The organism is Streptomyces sp. H39-S7, assembly GCF_027158205.1.
Lineage (GTDB): Bacteria > Actinomycetota > Actinomycetes > Streptomycetales > Streptomycetaceae > Actinacidiphila.
This window is the reverse complement of sequence record NZ_JAPVLU010000011.1, coordinates 189916-203865: the sequence shown is the minus strand read 5'-3', so window position 1 is coordinate 203865 and position 13950 is coordinate 189916. Positions and strand designations below refer to the sequence as shown.

At 68.5% G+C, this 13950-nt stretch carries 13 protein-coding genes and 3 pseudogenes; 10 read left to right on the top strand and 6 right to left on the bottom strand.

The window, feature by feature from the left end:
• The first annotated feature begins 296 nt into the window (after positions 1-296).
• Positions 297-1499, top strand: a complete 1203-nt coding sequence (locus tag O3X23_RS13325) for a PP2C family protein-serine/threonine phosphatase (protein WP_443047838.1) — start codon at positions 297-299, stop codon at positions 1497-1499.
• 116 nt (positions 1500-1615) lie between these two features.
• Here O3X23_RS13325 and O3X23_RS13320 read toward each other — a convergent pair whose 3' ends face one another.
• Together O3X23_RS13320 and O3X23_RS13315 are read right to left on the bottom strand one after the other, a co-directional pair.
• Positions 1616-2620: an NADP-dependent oxidoreductase gene (locus O3X23_RS13320; RefSeq protein ID WP_269271527.1), complete on the bottom strand. Its 1005-nt coding sequence runs from the start codon at positions 2618-2620 to the stop codon at positions 1616-1618.
• 576 nt (positions 2621-3196) lie between these two features.
• Positions 3197-3877, bottom strand: coding sequence for an SDR family oxidoreductase (locus O3X23_RS13315; RefSeq protein WP_269271526.1), 681 nt, complete (start codon positions 3875-3877; stop codon positions 3197-3199).
• A gap of 115 nt (positions 3878-3992) precedes the next feature.
• Here O3X23_RS13315 and O3X23_RS13310 point away from each other — a divergent pair, with 115 nt between their 5' ends.
• Entirely contained in the window at positions 3993-4574 is a 582-nt protein-coding gene (locus tag O3X23_RS13310; protein ID WP_269271525.1) for a TetR/AcrR family transcriptional regulator, read from the top strand.
• A gap of 348 nt (positions 4575-4922) precedes the next feature.
• On the opposite strand, the gene O3X23_RS13305 is transcribed toward O3X23_RS13310, so the two are convergent.
• From O3X23_RS13305 to O3X23_RS13295, 3 genes are all read right to left on the bottom strand, one after another.
• Positions 4923-5204 carry a hypothetical protein gene (locus tag O3X23_RS13305; protein ID WP_269271524.1) on the bottom strand — a complete coding sequence of 94 codons (282 nt, stop codon included), beginning with the start codon at positions 5202-5204 and terminating at the stop codon, positions 4923-4925.
• A gap of 55 nt (positions 5205-5259) precedes the next feature.
• A complete protein-coding gene (locus O3X23_RS13300) occupies positions 5260-6450 on the bottom strand; it encodes an ISAs1 family transposase (protein WP_269271523.1) in 1191 nt (396 codons plus the stop codon).
• Between the two features lie 145 nt (positions 6451-6595).
• Positions 6596-7177 carry a ferredoxin gene (locus tag O3X23_RS13295; protein ID WP_269271522.1) on the bottom strand — a complete coding sequence of 194 codons (582 nt, stop codon included), beginning with the start codon at positions 7175-7177 and terminating at the stop codon, positions 6596-6598.
• Positions 7178-7498: 321 nt separating this feature from the next.
• Between O3X23_RS13295 and O3X23_RS13290 the strand changes: the two genes are divergently transcribed.
• The 8 genes and pseudogenes from O3X23_RS13290 to O3X23_RS13255 all read left to right on the top strand — a co-directional run.
• A complete protein-coding gene (locus tag O3X23_RS13290; protein WP_269271521.1) occupies positions 7499-8305 on the top strand; it encodes a hypothetical protein in 807 nt (268 codons plus the stop codon).
• Positions 8306-8517: 212 nt separating this feature from the next.
• The gene (locus O3X23_RS13285; protein ID WP_269271520.1) at positions 8518-8754 is read left to right on the top strand and encodes a hypothetical protein; all 237 of its coding nucleotides are present in this window, start codon (positions 8518-8520) and stop codon (positions 8752-8754) included.
• A 342-nt stretch (positions 8755-9096) separates the two neighbouring features.
• Complete coding sequence (locus tag O3X23_RS13280; RefSeq protein ID WP_269271519.1) at positions 9097-9300, top strand: cold-shock protein; 204 nt, start codon at positions 9097-9099, stop codon at positions 9298-9300.
• A gap of 1370 nt (positions 9301-10670) precedes the next feature.
• Positions 10671-11465 carry a hypothetical protein gene (locus O3X23_RS13275; RefSeq protein ID WP_269271518.1) on the top strand — a complete coding sequence of 265 codons (795 nt, stop codon included), beginning with the start codon at positions 10671-10673 and terminating at the stop codon, positions 11463-11465.
• Positions 11458-11832: pseudogene (locus O3X23_RS13270) on the top strand (GntR family transcriptional regulator); the annotation flags it as partial. The gene O3X23_RS13275 and the pseudogene O3X23_RS13270, both read left to right, overlap by 8 nt.
• Positions 11833-12013: 181 nt before the next feature.
• Positions 12014-12440: pseudogene (locus tag O3X23_RS13265) on the top strand (transposase); the annotation flags it as partial.
• Positions 12439-12570: a hypothetical protein gene (locus O3X23_RS13260; RefSeq protein ID WP_269271546.1), complete on the top strand. Its 132-nt coding sequence runs from the start codon at positions 12439-12441 to the stop codon at positions 12568-12570. The pseudogene O3X23_RS13265 and the gene O3X23_RS13260, both read left to right, overlap by 2 nt.
• 87 nt (positions 12571-12657) lie before the next feature.
• A pseudogene (locus O3X23_RS13255) lies at positions 12658-12921 on the top strand (GH25 family lysozyme); the annotation flags it as partial.
• An 89-nt stretch (positions 12922-13010) separates the two neighbouring features.
• Here the strand turns inward: O3X23_RS13255 and O3X23_RS13250 are convergent.
• Positions 13011-13919: a LysR family transcriptional regulator gene (locus O3X23_RS13250; protein ID WP_269271517.1), complete on the bottom strand. Its 909-nt coding sequence runs from the start codon at positions 13917-13919 to the stop codon at positions 13011-13013.
• Positions 13920-13950: the final 31 nt, after the last annotated feature.

Genomic DNA, 13950 nt, shown 5'->3' with positions numbered 1-13950 from the left:
GGGGGGAGCCGACGTTGAGGCCTCCCAGGCTCAGACCGCCCAGTGCATCCGCCGCTTGCGCCCCGCAGGCTCGGCCGGGACATGCCGTCGCCGTTAACGATCCCGAAGCCGCCCAGAACACCCTGCCCGAACCGAATCGCGGTCTTTCGCGGCGTTGGCGGACCTGCCGCATGGTGCGCCGGTGCAGGAAACTGCTGGTCAGCGCATCGATTCCCAAGGTTTCGTGCCGCACAGGTGAAGGCTGGCTTGCTCCGGGGAAGACGAGTCAAGGTCCGAAACTGAAGGAGGCGGTTGTGATGGGAGATCGGATAGGGCTGGCCGATGTGCTGGCAGCAGCGGAGGGCGCCGCGCCCACGGGCTCTCTCCATGTCGTGGCGCGTTACCTGCGCGACCGGTTCGCCGCGCGGTCCGTGTCGTTCCTGTTCGTCGACGTCGTGGGCCGGCGGCTGCTGCGCGTCAGCGACCAGGCGTCCTCGTCCCAGGGGGGCCAGGCCGAGCAGGTGCCGCTCGCCGGCAGCAACGTGTACGACGAAGTCCTGCGCTCCCAGAAACTGGTGCACACGACGGTGAAGGGGGAACAGGGACAGCGGGTGCTTGCCCCGGTGACCAACCGCGGTGACACGGTCGGTGTCCTCGAGCTGTTTCTCAACCGCACTACCCCGGAGGTGCTGGAGCAGGTGGAGGCGGCGGCGCACGCGCTGGCGTACATCATCGTCACCGACCGCCGCTTCACCGACCTCTACCACTGGGGCAACCGCACCACCACGGTGAGTCTGGCCGCGGAGATCCAGCGCCAGCTCCTGCCCTCGGCCTCCTCCTGCGAGGCGGACCAGTTCGCCCTGGCCGGCGGCCTGGTGCCGGCTTCCGACATCGCGGGCGACACCTACGACTACAGCCTGGACAACGACACCCTGCACCTGTCGGTCACCGACGCCATGGGCCACGACGTCGACGCCGCGCTCATGGCCACCCTCGTGGTCAATGCCTCGCGCGGCGCGCGCCGGGCAGGCGCGGACCTGGTCGAACAGGCCCGCCAGACCCACCAGGCCCTCCTCGACCACGGCCGACGCACCTTCGTCACCGGGCAACTGGTGCGCATCGCCCTGGACGGCAGTAGCGCCCAGCTCGTCAACGCCGGCCACCCCGGGCCACTGCGGCTGCGCAACGGCGTGGTCGACGAGCTCACCCTGCGGGTGAACCTGCCCTTCGGCGTCGCCGGACAAGGCCCCTACAAAGTGCAGGATCTCGACCTGCGCCCCGGTGACCGTGTGGTGCTCTACACCGACGGCATGCAGGACCGTGAAGCGGCAACTGTCGACCTGCCGGGCCTGCTCCGCAAGACCGCCGACGAGCACCCGCGCGAAGTCGTGCGCACCTTGGTCGCCGCGGTGGCGGACGCCTACAACGGCCTGCCACCGAAAGACGACGCCACGGTCCTGTGTCTGGACTGGTACGGCTCCCACACCGCCAGCCGTCCCACGAGTACCGGCGGCAGGTAGGACCCGGTGCTGGGCCCGCTGGGCGGCCTTGCCGAAGCCGGGCGCCATGCCCGTGACCGGCCTTGCTCGACGCGGGTGGTGATCCGGCGGAGCCGGTCGATGCCGGCGCGCCCGCCCTACGTCATGGCGACGACGACTTTGCCGGCCTTCGCGCGGCCCTTTTCGACGTACTCCATGGCCTGGAGGGTCTGGTCGAACGGGAAGACGCGGTCGATGACGGGGCGGATCTTCCCGGTGTCGATGAGGGGGGTGAGTTCGCGGAGTTGGTCGCCGCTGGCCTTCATGAACAAGAAGGAGTACGTCACGCCGAGGCGCTTGGCCTGACGTCGGGTCTTGAAACTGAGCACGGTCATGGCCAGGCGGAGGACCGGGTTCACGCCGAGTGCGCGGGCGAAGTCCGGGTCGGGCGGGCCCGCGACGGAGATAGCCGTGCCGCCGGGCTTGAGCACACGCAGGGATTTGGCGAGGTTTTCGCCGCCGAGGCTGTCGAGGACGACGTCGTAGCCGTCGAGGAGGGTGGCGAAGTCCTGCGTGCGGTAGTCGATGACTTCGTCGGCGCCGAGTTCCTTGGCGAGGTCGACGTTGGCGGTGCTGACGGTGGTGGCCACGTGCGCGCCGAGCGCTTTGGCGAGCTGGACGGTGATAGAGCCGAGGCCGCCGGCGCCCGCATGGATGAGGACCTTCTGGCCCGGCTGTACGTGGGCCCGTTCGACCAGGGCCTGCCACGCGGTCAGCGCGACCAGGGGAAGGGAGGCGGCCTCGGTCATGGTGAGGGTGGCGGGTTTGGCCGCCAGGTCGTCGTGGTGGACGGCGAGGATTTCGGCGAAGGTGCCGATGCGCTCCTTGCCGGGCCGGGCGTATACCTCGTCACCCACCGTGAAGCGGGTGACGGACGGTCCGACCCGGACGACGGTCCCCGCGAGGTCGTTGCCCAGGAGGAGCGGCAGACGGTAGGGCATGAACAACTTGAAGTCACCGTTGCGGATCCTGATGTCCAGCGGGTTGACGCCCGCCGCGTGGATCTTGACCAGGACGTCGTCGGGGCCCACCCGCGGGTCGGGTACCTCGGCGGCGCGCATGGTGGTCGCGTCACCGTACTTCTCGACCATGAAAGCCCTCATCGTCGTCTCCGTTCCGTGTTCCGTCCGGGGAGGGGCGGGGTCTTCGCTCGCCCCGGGCGTCTCCCAGTACGAACGAGTCTGTGTTGTCCTTCTGCGTGCGGCGCGGGGCGCACTGCGTCCTCAGCGTTCACCCATCCGGCCACCGGCACGACCGGGGAGGTGATCCGGTCGGCAGCGCCTCCCCGGCGGCGGCCCGTGGAGGCGCCGATCCCCTCGTGGGACACGCCGATCGGCACCGGCTGACCGCGGCCGGCCGGGTGTACTGCTCATCGGTCAGGTGGACGTCGAGGGTGCCGAGGCAGTTGTCGCACGGGAGAGGCTGCGCGGGCCGATGGTCGGGACGAGCGTGACCACGGAATGGGCGGCACGCGCACCCAGGCCACCGCCACCTGGGCGGGCATCACGCCGGTCTCCTCGGAGATCGCCAGGATGGTGTCGACGACGGCCATATTCAGCCCACGTTCTTGCGGCGGTTGCCGGGTTAGGAGATGTCCGGCCGCGACGTGGCGCCCCCCGTTCCGTGGCCGGGACGAGGAAGGCGGTGGCGCCGGGGTGAGGTGGGCGTCAGCCTGCGGTCTACTGGGGTGCCGCGGACAGGCTCTGCTTGACGTACCGGCTGGTGTCGTCGGCGAGGATCTCGGGCAGGCCGGTCTCGATGCCGTACAGGGCCTGGGCTGCGACGTCGGCGGCCGCGACTTTCTGGTCGGCGGGCACGCCGGCGGCCATGTCGGTGTCCATGTAGCCGACGTGCAGCGCCGAGACGGTGATGCCGCGCGGCGCCAGCTCCTCACGGGTCGCGTCGCTCAGCGCCCAGGCGGCGGCCTTGGAGGCCGCGTAGGAGCCGAGGCCGGCCGGGTGGAACCAGGACAGGGCGGACAGGACGTTGAGTACGGAGCCGCCGCCGTTGCTCTCGATGACCGGGGCGAAGGTCCGGGTGGCGGCGAGCAGGCCGAAGAAGTTGGTCTCCATCTCGCGACGTACCTCGTCCAGGTCGCCGCCGATCAGCATCGCGCCGGTGGAGATGCCGGCGTTGTTGATCAGTAGCGTCGCATCGGCGGCGATGCGGGCGGCCTCCCGTATCGACTCGTGGTCCGTCACGTCGAGGCGCAGCGGGGTGACGCCCTGCAGGTCGACTGTTTCGGGGCGGCGGGCCGCCGCATAGACCTTCGCGCCGTGCTCCACGAGCTGGGCGGCCAGATGCCGTCCGAGCCCCCGGTTGGCGCCGGTGACGACCGCGACCGCGTTCTTGAGTTCCATGTCTGCTCCTGGTCCTGGCGGGTGCTGTCAGCTGCCCGCAGCCAATTAGATTATGCATCCAATCTAAACATGGGACTATGATAGATGCCAGTCGACATCCAAACGGGAGGTGGTCATGAGCCGCGTATCGCAGGCACAGGCGGAGGAAAATCGCAGGCGGGTGGTGGATACCGCCTCCCGGCTGTTCCGGGAGCAGGGCACGCAGGTCAGCGTCGCCGACCTGATGAAGGCGGCCGGTCTGACCCACGGCGCCTTCTACAAGCAGTTCGCCTCCAAGGAGGCGCTCGTCGACGAGGCCACAGCCCACGCCTTCGCTGAGCTCGCCCGGCGCTACGCGGTCGAGCTCCAGCAGTACGACGGGCGGCGGGATGCCGCGCAGCGGGCCCTGATCGACGCCTATCTCTCCGTCGAACACCGTGACGACGCGGCAGACGGCTGCCCGGTCGCAGCCCTCGCCGTCGACGTCGCACGCGGGGGCGAGGACCGCGAGGCCCGCCGCGTCTATACGGAGGGCGTGCTCGACTTCGCTGCGTTCCTCGCCCCCGGCGAGGACGAGGAAGGGGGCGAGGGCGGGGACGGTATCGCCCGGCTGTGCACCTTGTTCGGCGCGCTGGTCCTGTCCCGGGCCACCAAGGGCTCCCCGCTCTCCGAGGAAATCCTCACCGCCGCGCACGCGGCCCTGACGCAAGCCCGCTGACCGGGGTCGGGCCCCGACCCCGCACGGCGTGCGCGCGCCGGTCCCGCCCACCGTCGAGCATCGCGGACACCCCGGCGAGGCCGTGAATGCCCGGCGATCGTAGCGCTGCCGGTCGGGGCCTCGCCGGCGGCACGACCGCCAGCTGGTCTTGGATGGCACGCAGGGATCTCGTCGACGCTCGCGATGGCGTTCACGCTCGCCGCCACTGGGAGGAACGGCAAGGCGGACACGACGCGCGCCAGCACCGCGGCATCGCTCTCGCCGGGCCGCCCGGCGCGGCCCCAGGCGGCGGCCTCCTCGGTTCGCGCGGTGATGACCAGGGCCTGGTGCTGGCGGGGCTCTGCGGCGTCACCGAAGACCATCTCGCACAGGTAGACGCGCCCCTTGCCGACAGGGACCCGGTTTGCATGCGACCACCGGTCGGACGATCGCCATCACCGCACCCGGAGCGGCGGGTGGACTCTCGGCGTCCGCCGGCCTTGCTCCAGGCTTCGGCGTACAGGGAGTTCTGGACGAGCAGCAGGAGCGCGCCCGTGGTCTTGGTGTACAGGAACAACGTATCGGTGCCGAAGGGACCTTATCGGCGATCTGCCGGGTGGTGACCTCGTCGACGCCGCGTTCGGCGAACAACTCGCGGGCCGCGGTGGCAGGGCTTCGGCAAAGTCGTGTGACGTCCGTTTCGTGATCATGTGAGGCCAAGGAGTGCGAGGGGTTTATTGGCGTCGCGGGCGTTGCGCCGAAGTCCTGCGGCCATGTTGGTGGTCCCCGCAAGGCGTAGGGCGCCGATGGCGAGGTTGCGCCAGGTGGCGAGGACCCGGGGTGCGTTACCGGTCCGGAGTTGGGATGCGTCCTCGGCGAACGTCGTGTCCCTGATGTGGTGCAGGACCTCGATCTTCCAGTGGCCGCGGACGAGCGCCGCGAGGTGGGCCGGTGCGGCCTGCTCGGCAGTCAGGCTGGTGACGGCGTAGATCGTCTTGATGGTGGCTCTGCCGGTCTTGCGGTTCACGCGGCGACGCTTGAGCTGGACGGCCTGGCGGGCTCCCGGGAACACGAGGTTGTCGACGGTGGCCACCTTGATCCGGCGGATCTCGGAGCGTCCGTGGCCGGTCGACCTCGTGCGGCCCTGTAGCGGGATCTCGCACCAAGGGAGGGACTTGAGCTGCTCACGCAGCTTCTTCTGGTTGTCCTTCGCGATCACGATGTAGTGCGCGCCTCGCACCAGAAGGTAGTTGGCGTGCTCGCGCTGGGTGTGCATGGCATCGCTGGTGACGACCATGCCGGCCAGGTCGGCGACGGCGTCCAGCAGCGGCTGGAAGCAGGTGATCTCGTTCGTCTTCTCCTGCACGTCCAGTTGGGCGAGGACCAGCCCGGTGGTGTGGTCCAGCGCGGCAAGCAGGTGGATTCTCCGGCCGCCGGCCCGGGCGGCTCCGCGCAAGCTCTTGCCGTCCACTGCGAGTCCGCACAGGCCGCTGGTTCGGGGTGTGGCCCGGCGGCGGTCCGCCAGCCAAGCTCCGACGGCCCCATCCAGCGCGTCCCCGTCGACGCGGGCCAGGACGCGGCGGATCGTGGCCTCGTCGGGCACGGGGTGACGCCCGCTCAGGACGTCGAGGCGTCCCCCGAGGGTGGCAAGCACCGGCTGCGGTGCGTCGGAGGCCCACTCGCTGATCGCCAGCAGAGAGGTGGCTCCGGTCAGCACCGCCACGGCCGTCAGTGCCAGGACGTAGACCAGGGCGTGCCGAATCCCGCGCGGGGCTCGTGGGTCGGGCACCTGGGCGAGACGCTCCAGCAGGTCAGGATGCTCGGCCTGCGTGGCTGGCCGCTGATGGCGGAGCTGGTCAAGGGCAGGCAGGATCGGTAATGATGACGCAGCAGACACGGTGTTCCCAAGCGGTCATGTGGCGTAGAGACTTACATGATCTTGGGAACTCGTGCCTGACGCATATCCGGTTCGATGGGCCTCCGTAGAAGCCCGGCAGCGAGCGGTGATCGAACTTCGGTACACCCCCGGGCAACGGGCGCGGTCACAGCTGTGGAAGCGTCACCTCAGCGGCGGGTTCACGACGTTCGATGAGCCAATACAGGTAGCCGCGCAGATACCGCTCCAACGGGCCGTCCACATGCGCGGCGAACTCGTGAAGGGCTGGAACGTCCTCGTGGTCCTGAGCCCTCCCGCTGGCGGAACGCCGTGCGATCTGACGGTGTATCCACTCGCGGACCCGCGCTCGGCCAGCCCACCACTCGCGGACGGAATCCTCGCTCCAGTGGTCGTCGCCGTCCCACGCATAGCCACCCATGGGCTCTCCCCAGGCCACGTCGAGAAGTGTCTCCACCTCCTGAGAGGTTCGCGGCTGCCGGTAGACAAACTCCATGCCCCAGTCGCCGCCGCACAAGACCAGACGGGGAGCGTAGACCGGACCGTTCATGCCGTCGTCGGTCTCCCCGGTGTAGAACGGGCCAGGGACGTTGAGCCAGTTTCGGTCCTCCCACCTTCCCTCTCCGATGGAGAGGCCACCCGCGCCACCGCGCCAGCGCGTCACTATCTCTCGGGCCGCCGGAAGCGGGTTCCAGTAGGCGCTCTCTGCCCCGGCGTAGTCGACATCCATGGCCGCGAGCGTACCGGTGGCGATCACCGAGTTAGCTGAAAACGGCCGCCACTCACCTGCCCCGCGACGGCGGCGCCGTCAGCGCTCCAGATAGCTGATATCGCCATAACACAGACACCCAATGACTTTGCCGAGGCCCTGGCCGCGGTGGTGATGCGGTGCCCAACTCGGAACTCCGGATTTGGTTGTACTGATCCGGTGAGAATTACCTGCCAGATTTCATGACCCGCGACACCTTACGCCGCTTCCCCAGGGCGCCTAGGGTCGCCCCTCCAGGGCATTTTCTGCCCTCGTGACAACGACTGGGGACTGGGGCCTACGATGAAGCGGATTCCTCGCGCCGTGGCGGCGGCAACTGTTGCGGTATTGGGCAGTATCACGCTGCTCGGCACCACCGGCACGGCGACCGCGACCTCGGGTAAGGACCTGGCCTGCAGTGGCGGTGAGCGGTTCGTCTACCTGAAGGTCGCGATCACCGGTCTGTCTCAGGCCAGGCTGAGAGCCGGGGGTGCTCCCCAGGCCGTCGCAATCACCTACTCCAACCCTTCTGGCCCGCAGGTGAAGGATTTTCGGCACGCGCTCTACCTCGGCGTCGAGGGGGGCCGGAGGTATGTCGGTGGATTGACCGTGGAGCGTCAGACATCGACGGGCTGGGTGCTCGAGAAGATCGGCGCGCACCCGGAGATAAAACTGCCGTCCTTTCAACTTGACAAGGGTCAGAAGGTGACGTTCAACCTCCGCATCGGGGCTGCCAAGGAAGCGCCGGTCGATACCTATCTGGCGATCGCCCAAGGTGGCTCTGTAGCCAACCCCGACCCGACCCGTGAAAATGGGTGCGTTGACTTCGGAGGGGACACTGACGTCGATTTCAGGGTCGTCAAAGGCACACCGACTCCGACGCCCGCCCCGACCCCCACAGCCAAGCCCACAGCCAAGCCCACAGCCAAGCCCACAGCGAAGCCCAGCGCGACGGTGAAGCCGACGGTGGCGCCGAGTGCCGGCAAGGACCAGGAACTGGCCGAGTCCGGGGCGTCCCCGGTAATGCCCGCGACGATCGCCGGAGCGCTCCTGCTCGTCGGGGCGGCCGGCGTTCTCGGGGCCCGCCGCCGGAGCCGTCACAACCGCTGACCCCAGCGAGCTGGTCTGGCGGCCGTTGTCGGTGGGTCCGTGGAGTCCGCGAGTTCACCGTGCCGGGGGATCCGACCGGCTGCTGTGTCGACGGCGAAGACCACCTCGCCTACGCCCTGGGCCGACCTGTGTTCCCGACTCTCGAAGGCCGGCTACCGGGACCTGCTCCGCAACCATGAGTTCGCCGACTGCACGGCAGCTTCACGCTGGCGGTGGCCGCGAGCACGTCGTCGGGCTTCGCGCTCGGCACGCTGGTCAACTGTCAGACCAAGTCCCCATTCCTGGCAGCCGAGAGCATGTGGGGCGCCACGTCCGCGACGGTGCTCGGTGCGCTGACGCCGATGTCGGTCGCGGACGGAAATCGTCCGCGCCGGACCCTCGTCACGCTGCAAAGCGTCTCGCTCGTGGGGGTTGCCGCGCAGGCGGTCCCGGGAGTACCGCTCGCATGACGATGCCCCATTGCGCCCGGCTGAGGAGAACTGAAACGTTGCGTTCGGGGAGGATTAATACCTGGGATCGCGACGTAAGGATTTCGTGTGCCATGCGGGGAGCGTTCTTATCGCGATGATCCGAAAAGAATGACTTAATGCACTCCCGGTGACTGCGGCATGCTAGTGTCGACCGCAGTGTAGTGTGATTCCCGAAATTCCAAGCTCCCTTTTACTGAAATCTTCAGCCATTGGGACTGTTTAAATATTTCCGGTCATTTTCCGGAAAGGGCATCATTGTGTTGCTGCGACCCGGTTTCCGCGCATTGTGGGGCGGGCGTAGTGCTCCGAAGGGAATGCGACATGGCGTCTGGCACCGTGAAATGGTTCAACGCAGCAAAGGGTTTCGGCTTCATTGAGCAGGACGGTGGCGGCGCCGACGTGTACGCCCACTTCTCGAACATCGCCACCCAGGGCTCCCTTGGGTTGATCGAGGGCCAGTTGGTGACCTTCGACGTCGCGCCGAGCCGAAAAGGTCCGACGGCAGAGAACATCGCTCCCGCCTGATTGGCGCCAAGTCGTAGCCGGAGCTCGCACGGTTTGCCGCCCTCATCACTCGACAGGGGTGCACCGAGCAGCAGCGGCTGCCCAGGTAGCCCTGACGGCCTGCAACTTGGACCGGCTCTGGACTGCGAGTGCCACTCACGCACGTGTGCGGCGTCAACGCGCACGGCCTTGTGGGAATGAGAGCCATCCACACGCACCACCGATCACCCGGCGCGACTGGACACCTGGTGGTTTACGGCTTCCGCCAGACGAGGGGTCCTCTGAGGGACCGGTACAAGGTACTGGTGGACCAAAGACATCGGCGCGATCACACGGTTCTGGGCGTTCGGGCCAACGACGTCAACTACCAGTTCCCAGCCCGTCGGCAGAGCCTCGTCCAGGCGTGCCCGGTTGACACCTCCGTACGTGTCCAGCAACACCACGGTGACGAACGCAGACAGGTCGGTCGGTATGCAGGGCAATCCAGGCCTCCGCCTCGAAGGCCCCAAGTGGCAGCGTCTGCACGTAGTCGTCCAGGACGCTGACCGCGCTCAGCGGGTCAGCATCGAATGCGAATGCGGCCGATGTGCCACCGATCTGCTCCACCAGCTCCCGGACGTCTGGCCTACGGCCACGCATGGAGTCGTCGATGTCGATCACGGCTCGTGTCCGACATGCGCGCCCAGAGCCAATGCCGCTTACTTGAGGGCGCCCACTTACCGTTTACCAGCTGCGATGCCGCCCACGACATGCTCTGCGAGGCGGCAAACCCACCGGTATTGCGCCTAGAGCCTGTCTCCTGGAGCCGAGCGGTGTACGTCCCGGCGCGCTCTGGCGATCTTGTTGGGGCGTTCCGATCCGGCGGTGAGGAACTCCGGCGGAGGCAGATGGGTATGTGTACCGGCGCGCAGGTGTCGCTGTCCTGTCTCATCGACGTCAGTCGTTCGCGTGCTGCTGACCTGCGTGGACTGGATTGGGTGAGACGCGTGGACTCGGTTCGTTGAGACAGGCTGCGAGTCTTGTGCCTGCCGCATCGCGTGTCGCGGTGTCCCGTCTCCGTCGATATGGTCTGCGTCTCAAGTGGTCTGGTCCGATCCGCCTCTGGTCTCGGGTGATCTGGTACGCCGCGGGGGGAGGGGGGAATGGTCATGCACATAACGTGGATCGGCACACGATGGAGCGCGCGATGCGGAATCCCGCGTCGTTACCGTGGGTTGAGCCGGCCCAGGGGGCACCCCCCCTGGATTCCGGAGGGCGTTACGCCGGAGGGAATCCCTTGTGCCAGAAGATGTCCCACTTGCATCGCCTTGTATCGAGCATTTGACACAAGATCCCGACCGGGGCATCTTGTACCCACCGCTTGATGCAAGATGATCTGGGGGGATCTCTATATGCTCGATACCGTCCCGCTCCAGTCCCGGTTCCTCGAACACGCCGACCACTATGCCCGCTGGTCCGGGCTGGCCATCGGCATCGTGGCCGCACAGCAGACGGCCACGATGGACAGCGGCGACATCCCGATGCCCCTCGTGTTCGCCATCACTGCTTTCGGCCTGTGCGCGGTGGGTGGTGTCCTGCTCGGCGACGCCCTGACCTTGCGTCCCCAGGAAGCCGTACGCACCGCGAGTCTCGCCCCGCGCCTGATCCGAGACCAAGTGCCGCCCCATATGGCGCCCCTGCTTCTTCTGCAGGCGGCGTCCCTCGCCACCCTGCTGGCGATCGGTGCGGTCACGGCCTCCTCCGACCCCGCCCGGATAGGCAGTGCAGGGCGTGTCATCACCGTCACCTGCGAAGGGATGCCCGCTTCCCTCGGCCCCTGGCCCGGCCTGTACTACAGCGGCCCGATGTTCGCCGCCCTCGCGGTCGGAACCCCCGCCTGTGTCTGGGCCCTGCGCCTTATCGCCCACGGCCCGGGAGACGACCAGCAGCGCCGCAACCGCGCGTGGGCGATCACCGGAGCCTGGGGGCTGCTCGTGTCGAGCCAGGTGCTACTCGTCGTCCTGATGATCTTTGTCGCGCTCACCGAGAATGCCTGCGCCGGCCCGCTGGGCGCCGTCACCATCGTGGTGATCTGCCCCCTGGGCCTGCTGAGCCTGTTCACCTTCGGATGGTCCCTGATCACTGTGGTGGCACCCCGGGCGGTCGATGACGAGGCAGCCGACGATGGGACTTTCGAAGATGAGTGACCCCGTCGTCCGCGTCGACACCACTAGCCAGGTACCGCCGTACGAGCAGATCCGCGCCCAGCTGGCCGCGCTGATCCGCACCGGCCGGCTGGCCGAGGGCGAGCGCCTGCCGACCGTGCGCCAGCTCGCCGCCGACCTCGGTCTGGCGCCGGGCACCGTGGCCCGCGCCTACCGCGAGCTGGAGGCCACCGAGCTGATCCGCACCCGCCGTGGCGCGGGCACCCGGGTTGCGGCGCTCCCGTCCGAGCCGCACGCGCACGATGCCGAGCATCTCATCACTCTGGCCCGGGACTTCACCTCCGCCGCCCGAGCGCTCGGCGCCGACACCGAGGACATCCTGACCGCCGTCCGCGACGCCCTGGACCCAGGGCCCGCCTCCTCTTCGGCCACCTCCGACTGCGGAGCGGGTGGCCCCAAGACGGCCGAGGCGTCGGCACAAGTCACAGGCATGAGGAAGAGGCTTGAGCAGCAGGCTAACTGATTGCTTCAGAATGAGATCGGTTTGTTGGTGTGGCAGTTGGGCGTCGGCTCGGCAGGATCTGCGGGGTATCTGTGATCTTGTGCCTGATGACTTGTGGGAGCGGATAGCTCCCCTGCTCCCGGCCCGTCCACCACGGAGACATCGGGTCCCCGGCCGGAAGCCGTGGACGAACGCGTCGCCCTGCTGGGCATCGTCTATGTCCTGTGCAAAGGCGTCAGCTGGAGCGACGTGCCCACCGAGCAGATCGGTGCAGCGGGGTCACCTGCTGGCAGCGCCTGCGGGACTGGACCGAGGCGGGAGTCTGGCCTCGCCTGCACGAAGCACCTCTGGCCGAACTACGGGCGGCCAACCTGCTCGAGATGGATGATGCCGCGATCGCAGCTCGCACGTCATCAGGGTCCTCAAAGTGGGGCGCACACTGGCCCTTCACCGGTCGACCGGGCCGGCCGGGCAGCAAGCACCATGTGATCGTCGACCGGCACGGCACACCACTTGAGGCATATTCCCAACAACGCGCCGTTGAGCCTGACGGTGAACAGTGACGGCCAGCACCACCGCTTCGGGACCGCCGGCTGGGGTGCGCTCGTGAACTTCTGCTACTCGGTGCTTCCGCCCGTGATCTGATCCGTTGGCCGCCCCATGGCTATCTTCAGGCACGCGCCGTGCAGGCTGTCTCCGCACTGCGGTGCCCATCGGGCGTCAACCCCAGTGACGAGCCGCGACGTCGTCATCTACACGAGCCCGAGCTGGTGGAACTCGTGCACGGGTGCCTGGGGCGGCATGTCCGCCAAGAGCCCGCTGTTCGTGGCGCACTGGACCAGCGCGGCAGGCACGCCCATCTCCAGCGGCTTCCCGTACTGGACGTTCTGGCAGTACACCGAGTCCGGTTCGGTGAGCGGCATCTCGGGCGCGGTGGACCGCGAACACTTCAGTGGTGACGGCACCCGCCTGCTGGCCCTCGCCAGCAACACCCCCTGGCCTGCGCCTGGCCCGACGCCCGGACGGACACCGTCCGGGCGTCGAACCGCCGCCCGCACCGGCTGCCGCCCATGCCTGACGGTTACTCAGGACACATCAACAGGTGGGCGCTCCGGCCCGGGCACCGCCGGGATCTCCAGGAGGGCGAGGAAGGCGCCGGCGGCGGGCGTGCGGCCGGTGCGGCTCCAGATGGCGTACTCGACGCGGGCCGGCGCGTCGGTGACTTCGATGGTGCGCACCCCGGTGAGCTGCGCGGCATACGCGGAAGGGAGCAGGGCGATCCCCAGGCCCTGCTCGACCAGGCGGGCCAGGAACTGGGCGTTGGTCACCTCGAACGCGACGTCGCGGTCGAGGCCGGCAGCCGCGAACGCCTGGTCCGACTGGACGCGTCCGGCGGTCTTGGCCGGCAGGTCCACGAAGACCTCGCGGGAGAGCCGCAGCAGGTCGACGACCGGTTCTGCGGCAAGGGGGTGATCCGGCGCGACCACGGCCACGAGCCGGTCACGGGCGAGTGCGCAGGCCGCGACACCCTCGGGTCGCGCGGTGGTCGGCAGCCCGAGGAAAGCCACGTCGAGGCCCCCGTCCCGCACCTGCTCGACGAGCAACTCGCTCGCGCTCACGCGCAGGCTGATGCGCACGTCCGGGTAGCGCTGGTGGAAGGCGCGCAGCGCGCCGGGGATGTCGACGGCGGCGACGCTGGAGATCACGCCCACGGCGAGGCGCCCGCGTATCTGCCCCACGGCCCCGGCGACTTCGGCGGCCGCGCGCTCGGCGGCGTCCAGGCACTGCCGAGCGGCGGGAAGGAACGCGGCTCCGGCGGGGGTCAGCCGTACCCGGCGGCTGGTGCGCTCGAAGAGGCGCGCGCCCAGTTCCTTCTCCAGACGCGCGATCTGGTGACTGAGGGCGGACTGGACGACGAGACATCGCTCGGCGGCCCGGGTGAAGCTGTTCATCTCGGCGACGGCGACGACGTAGCGCATCTGCTGGAGCTCCATGGATGCATCTTCCATCGCGATCGATCGCATG

Bases quoted from the DNA above. Each gene is read 5' to 3' on its own strand.
- O3X23_RS13325 (WP_443047838.1), top strand. From the start codon at position 297: ATGGGAGATCGGATAGGGCTGGCCGATGTGCTGGCAGCAGCGGAGGGC.
- O3X23_RS13320 (WP_269271527.1), bottom strand. From the start codon at position 2,620: ATGAGGGCTTTCATGGTCGAGAAGTACGGTGACGCGACCACCATGCGC.
- O3X23_RS13315 (WP_269271526.1), bottom strand. From the start codon at position 3,877: ATGGAACTCAAGAACGCGGTCGCGGTCGTCACCGGCGCCAACCGGGGG.
- O3X23_RS13310 (WP_269271525.1), top strand. From the start codon at position 3,993: ATGAGCCGCGTATCGCAGGCACAGGCGGAGGAAAATCGCAGGCGGGTG.
- O3X23_RS13295 (WP_269271522.1), bottom strand. From the start codon at position 7,177: ATGGATGTCGACTACGCCGGGGCAGAGAGCGCCTACTGGAACCCGCTT.
- O3X23_RS13290 (WP_269271521.1), top strand. From the start codon at position 7,499: ATGAAGCGGATTCCTCGCGCCGTGGCGGCGGCAACTGTTGCGGTATTG.
- O3X23_RS13280 (WP_269271519.1), top strand. From the start codon at position 9,097: ATGGCGTCTGGCACCGTGAAATGGTTCAACGCAGCAAAGGGTTTCGGC.
- O3X23_RS13275 (WP_269271518.1), top strand. From the start codon at position 10,671: ATGCTCGATACCGTCCCGCTCCAGTCCCGGTTCCTCGAACACGCCGAC.
- O3X23_RS13250 (WP_269271517.1), bottom strand. From the start codon at position 13,919: ATGGAGCTCCAGCAGATGCGCTACGTCGTCGCCGTCGCCGAGATGAAC.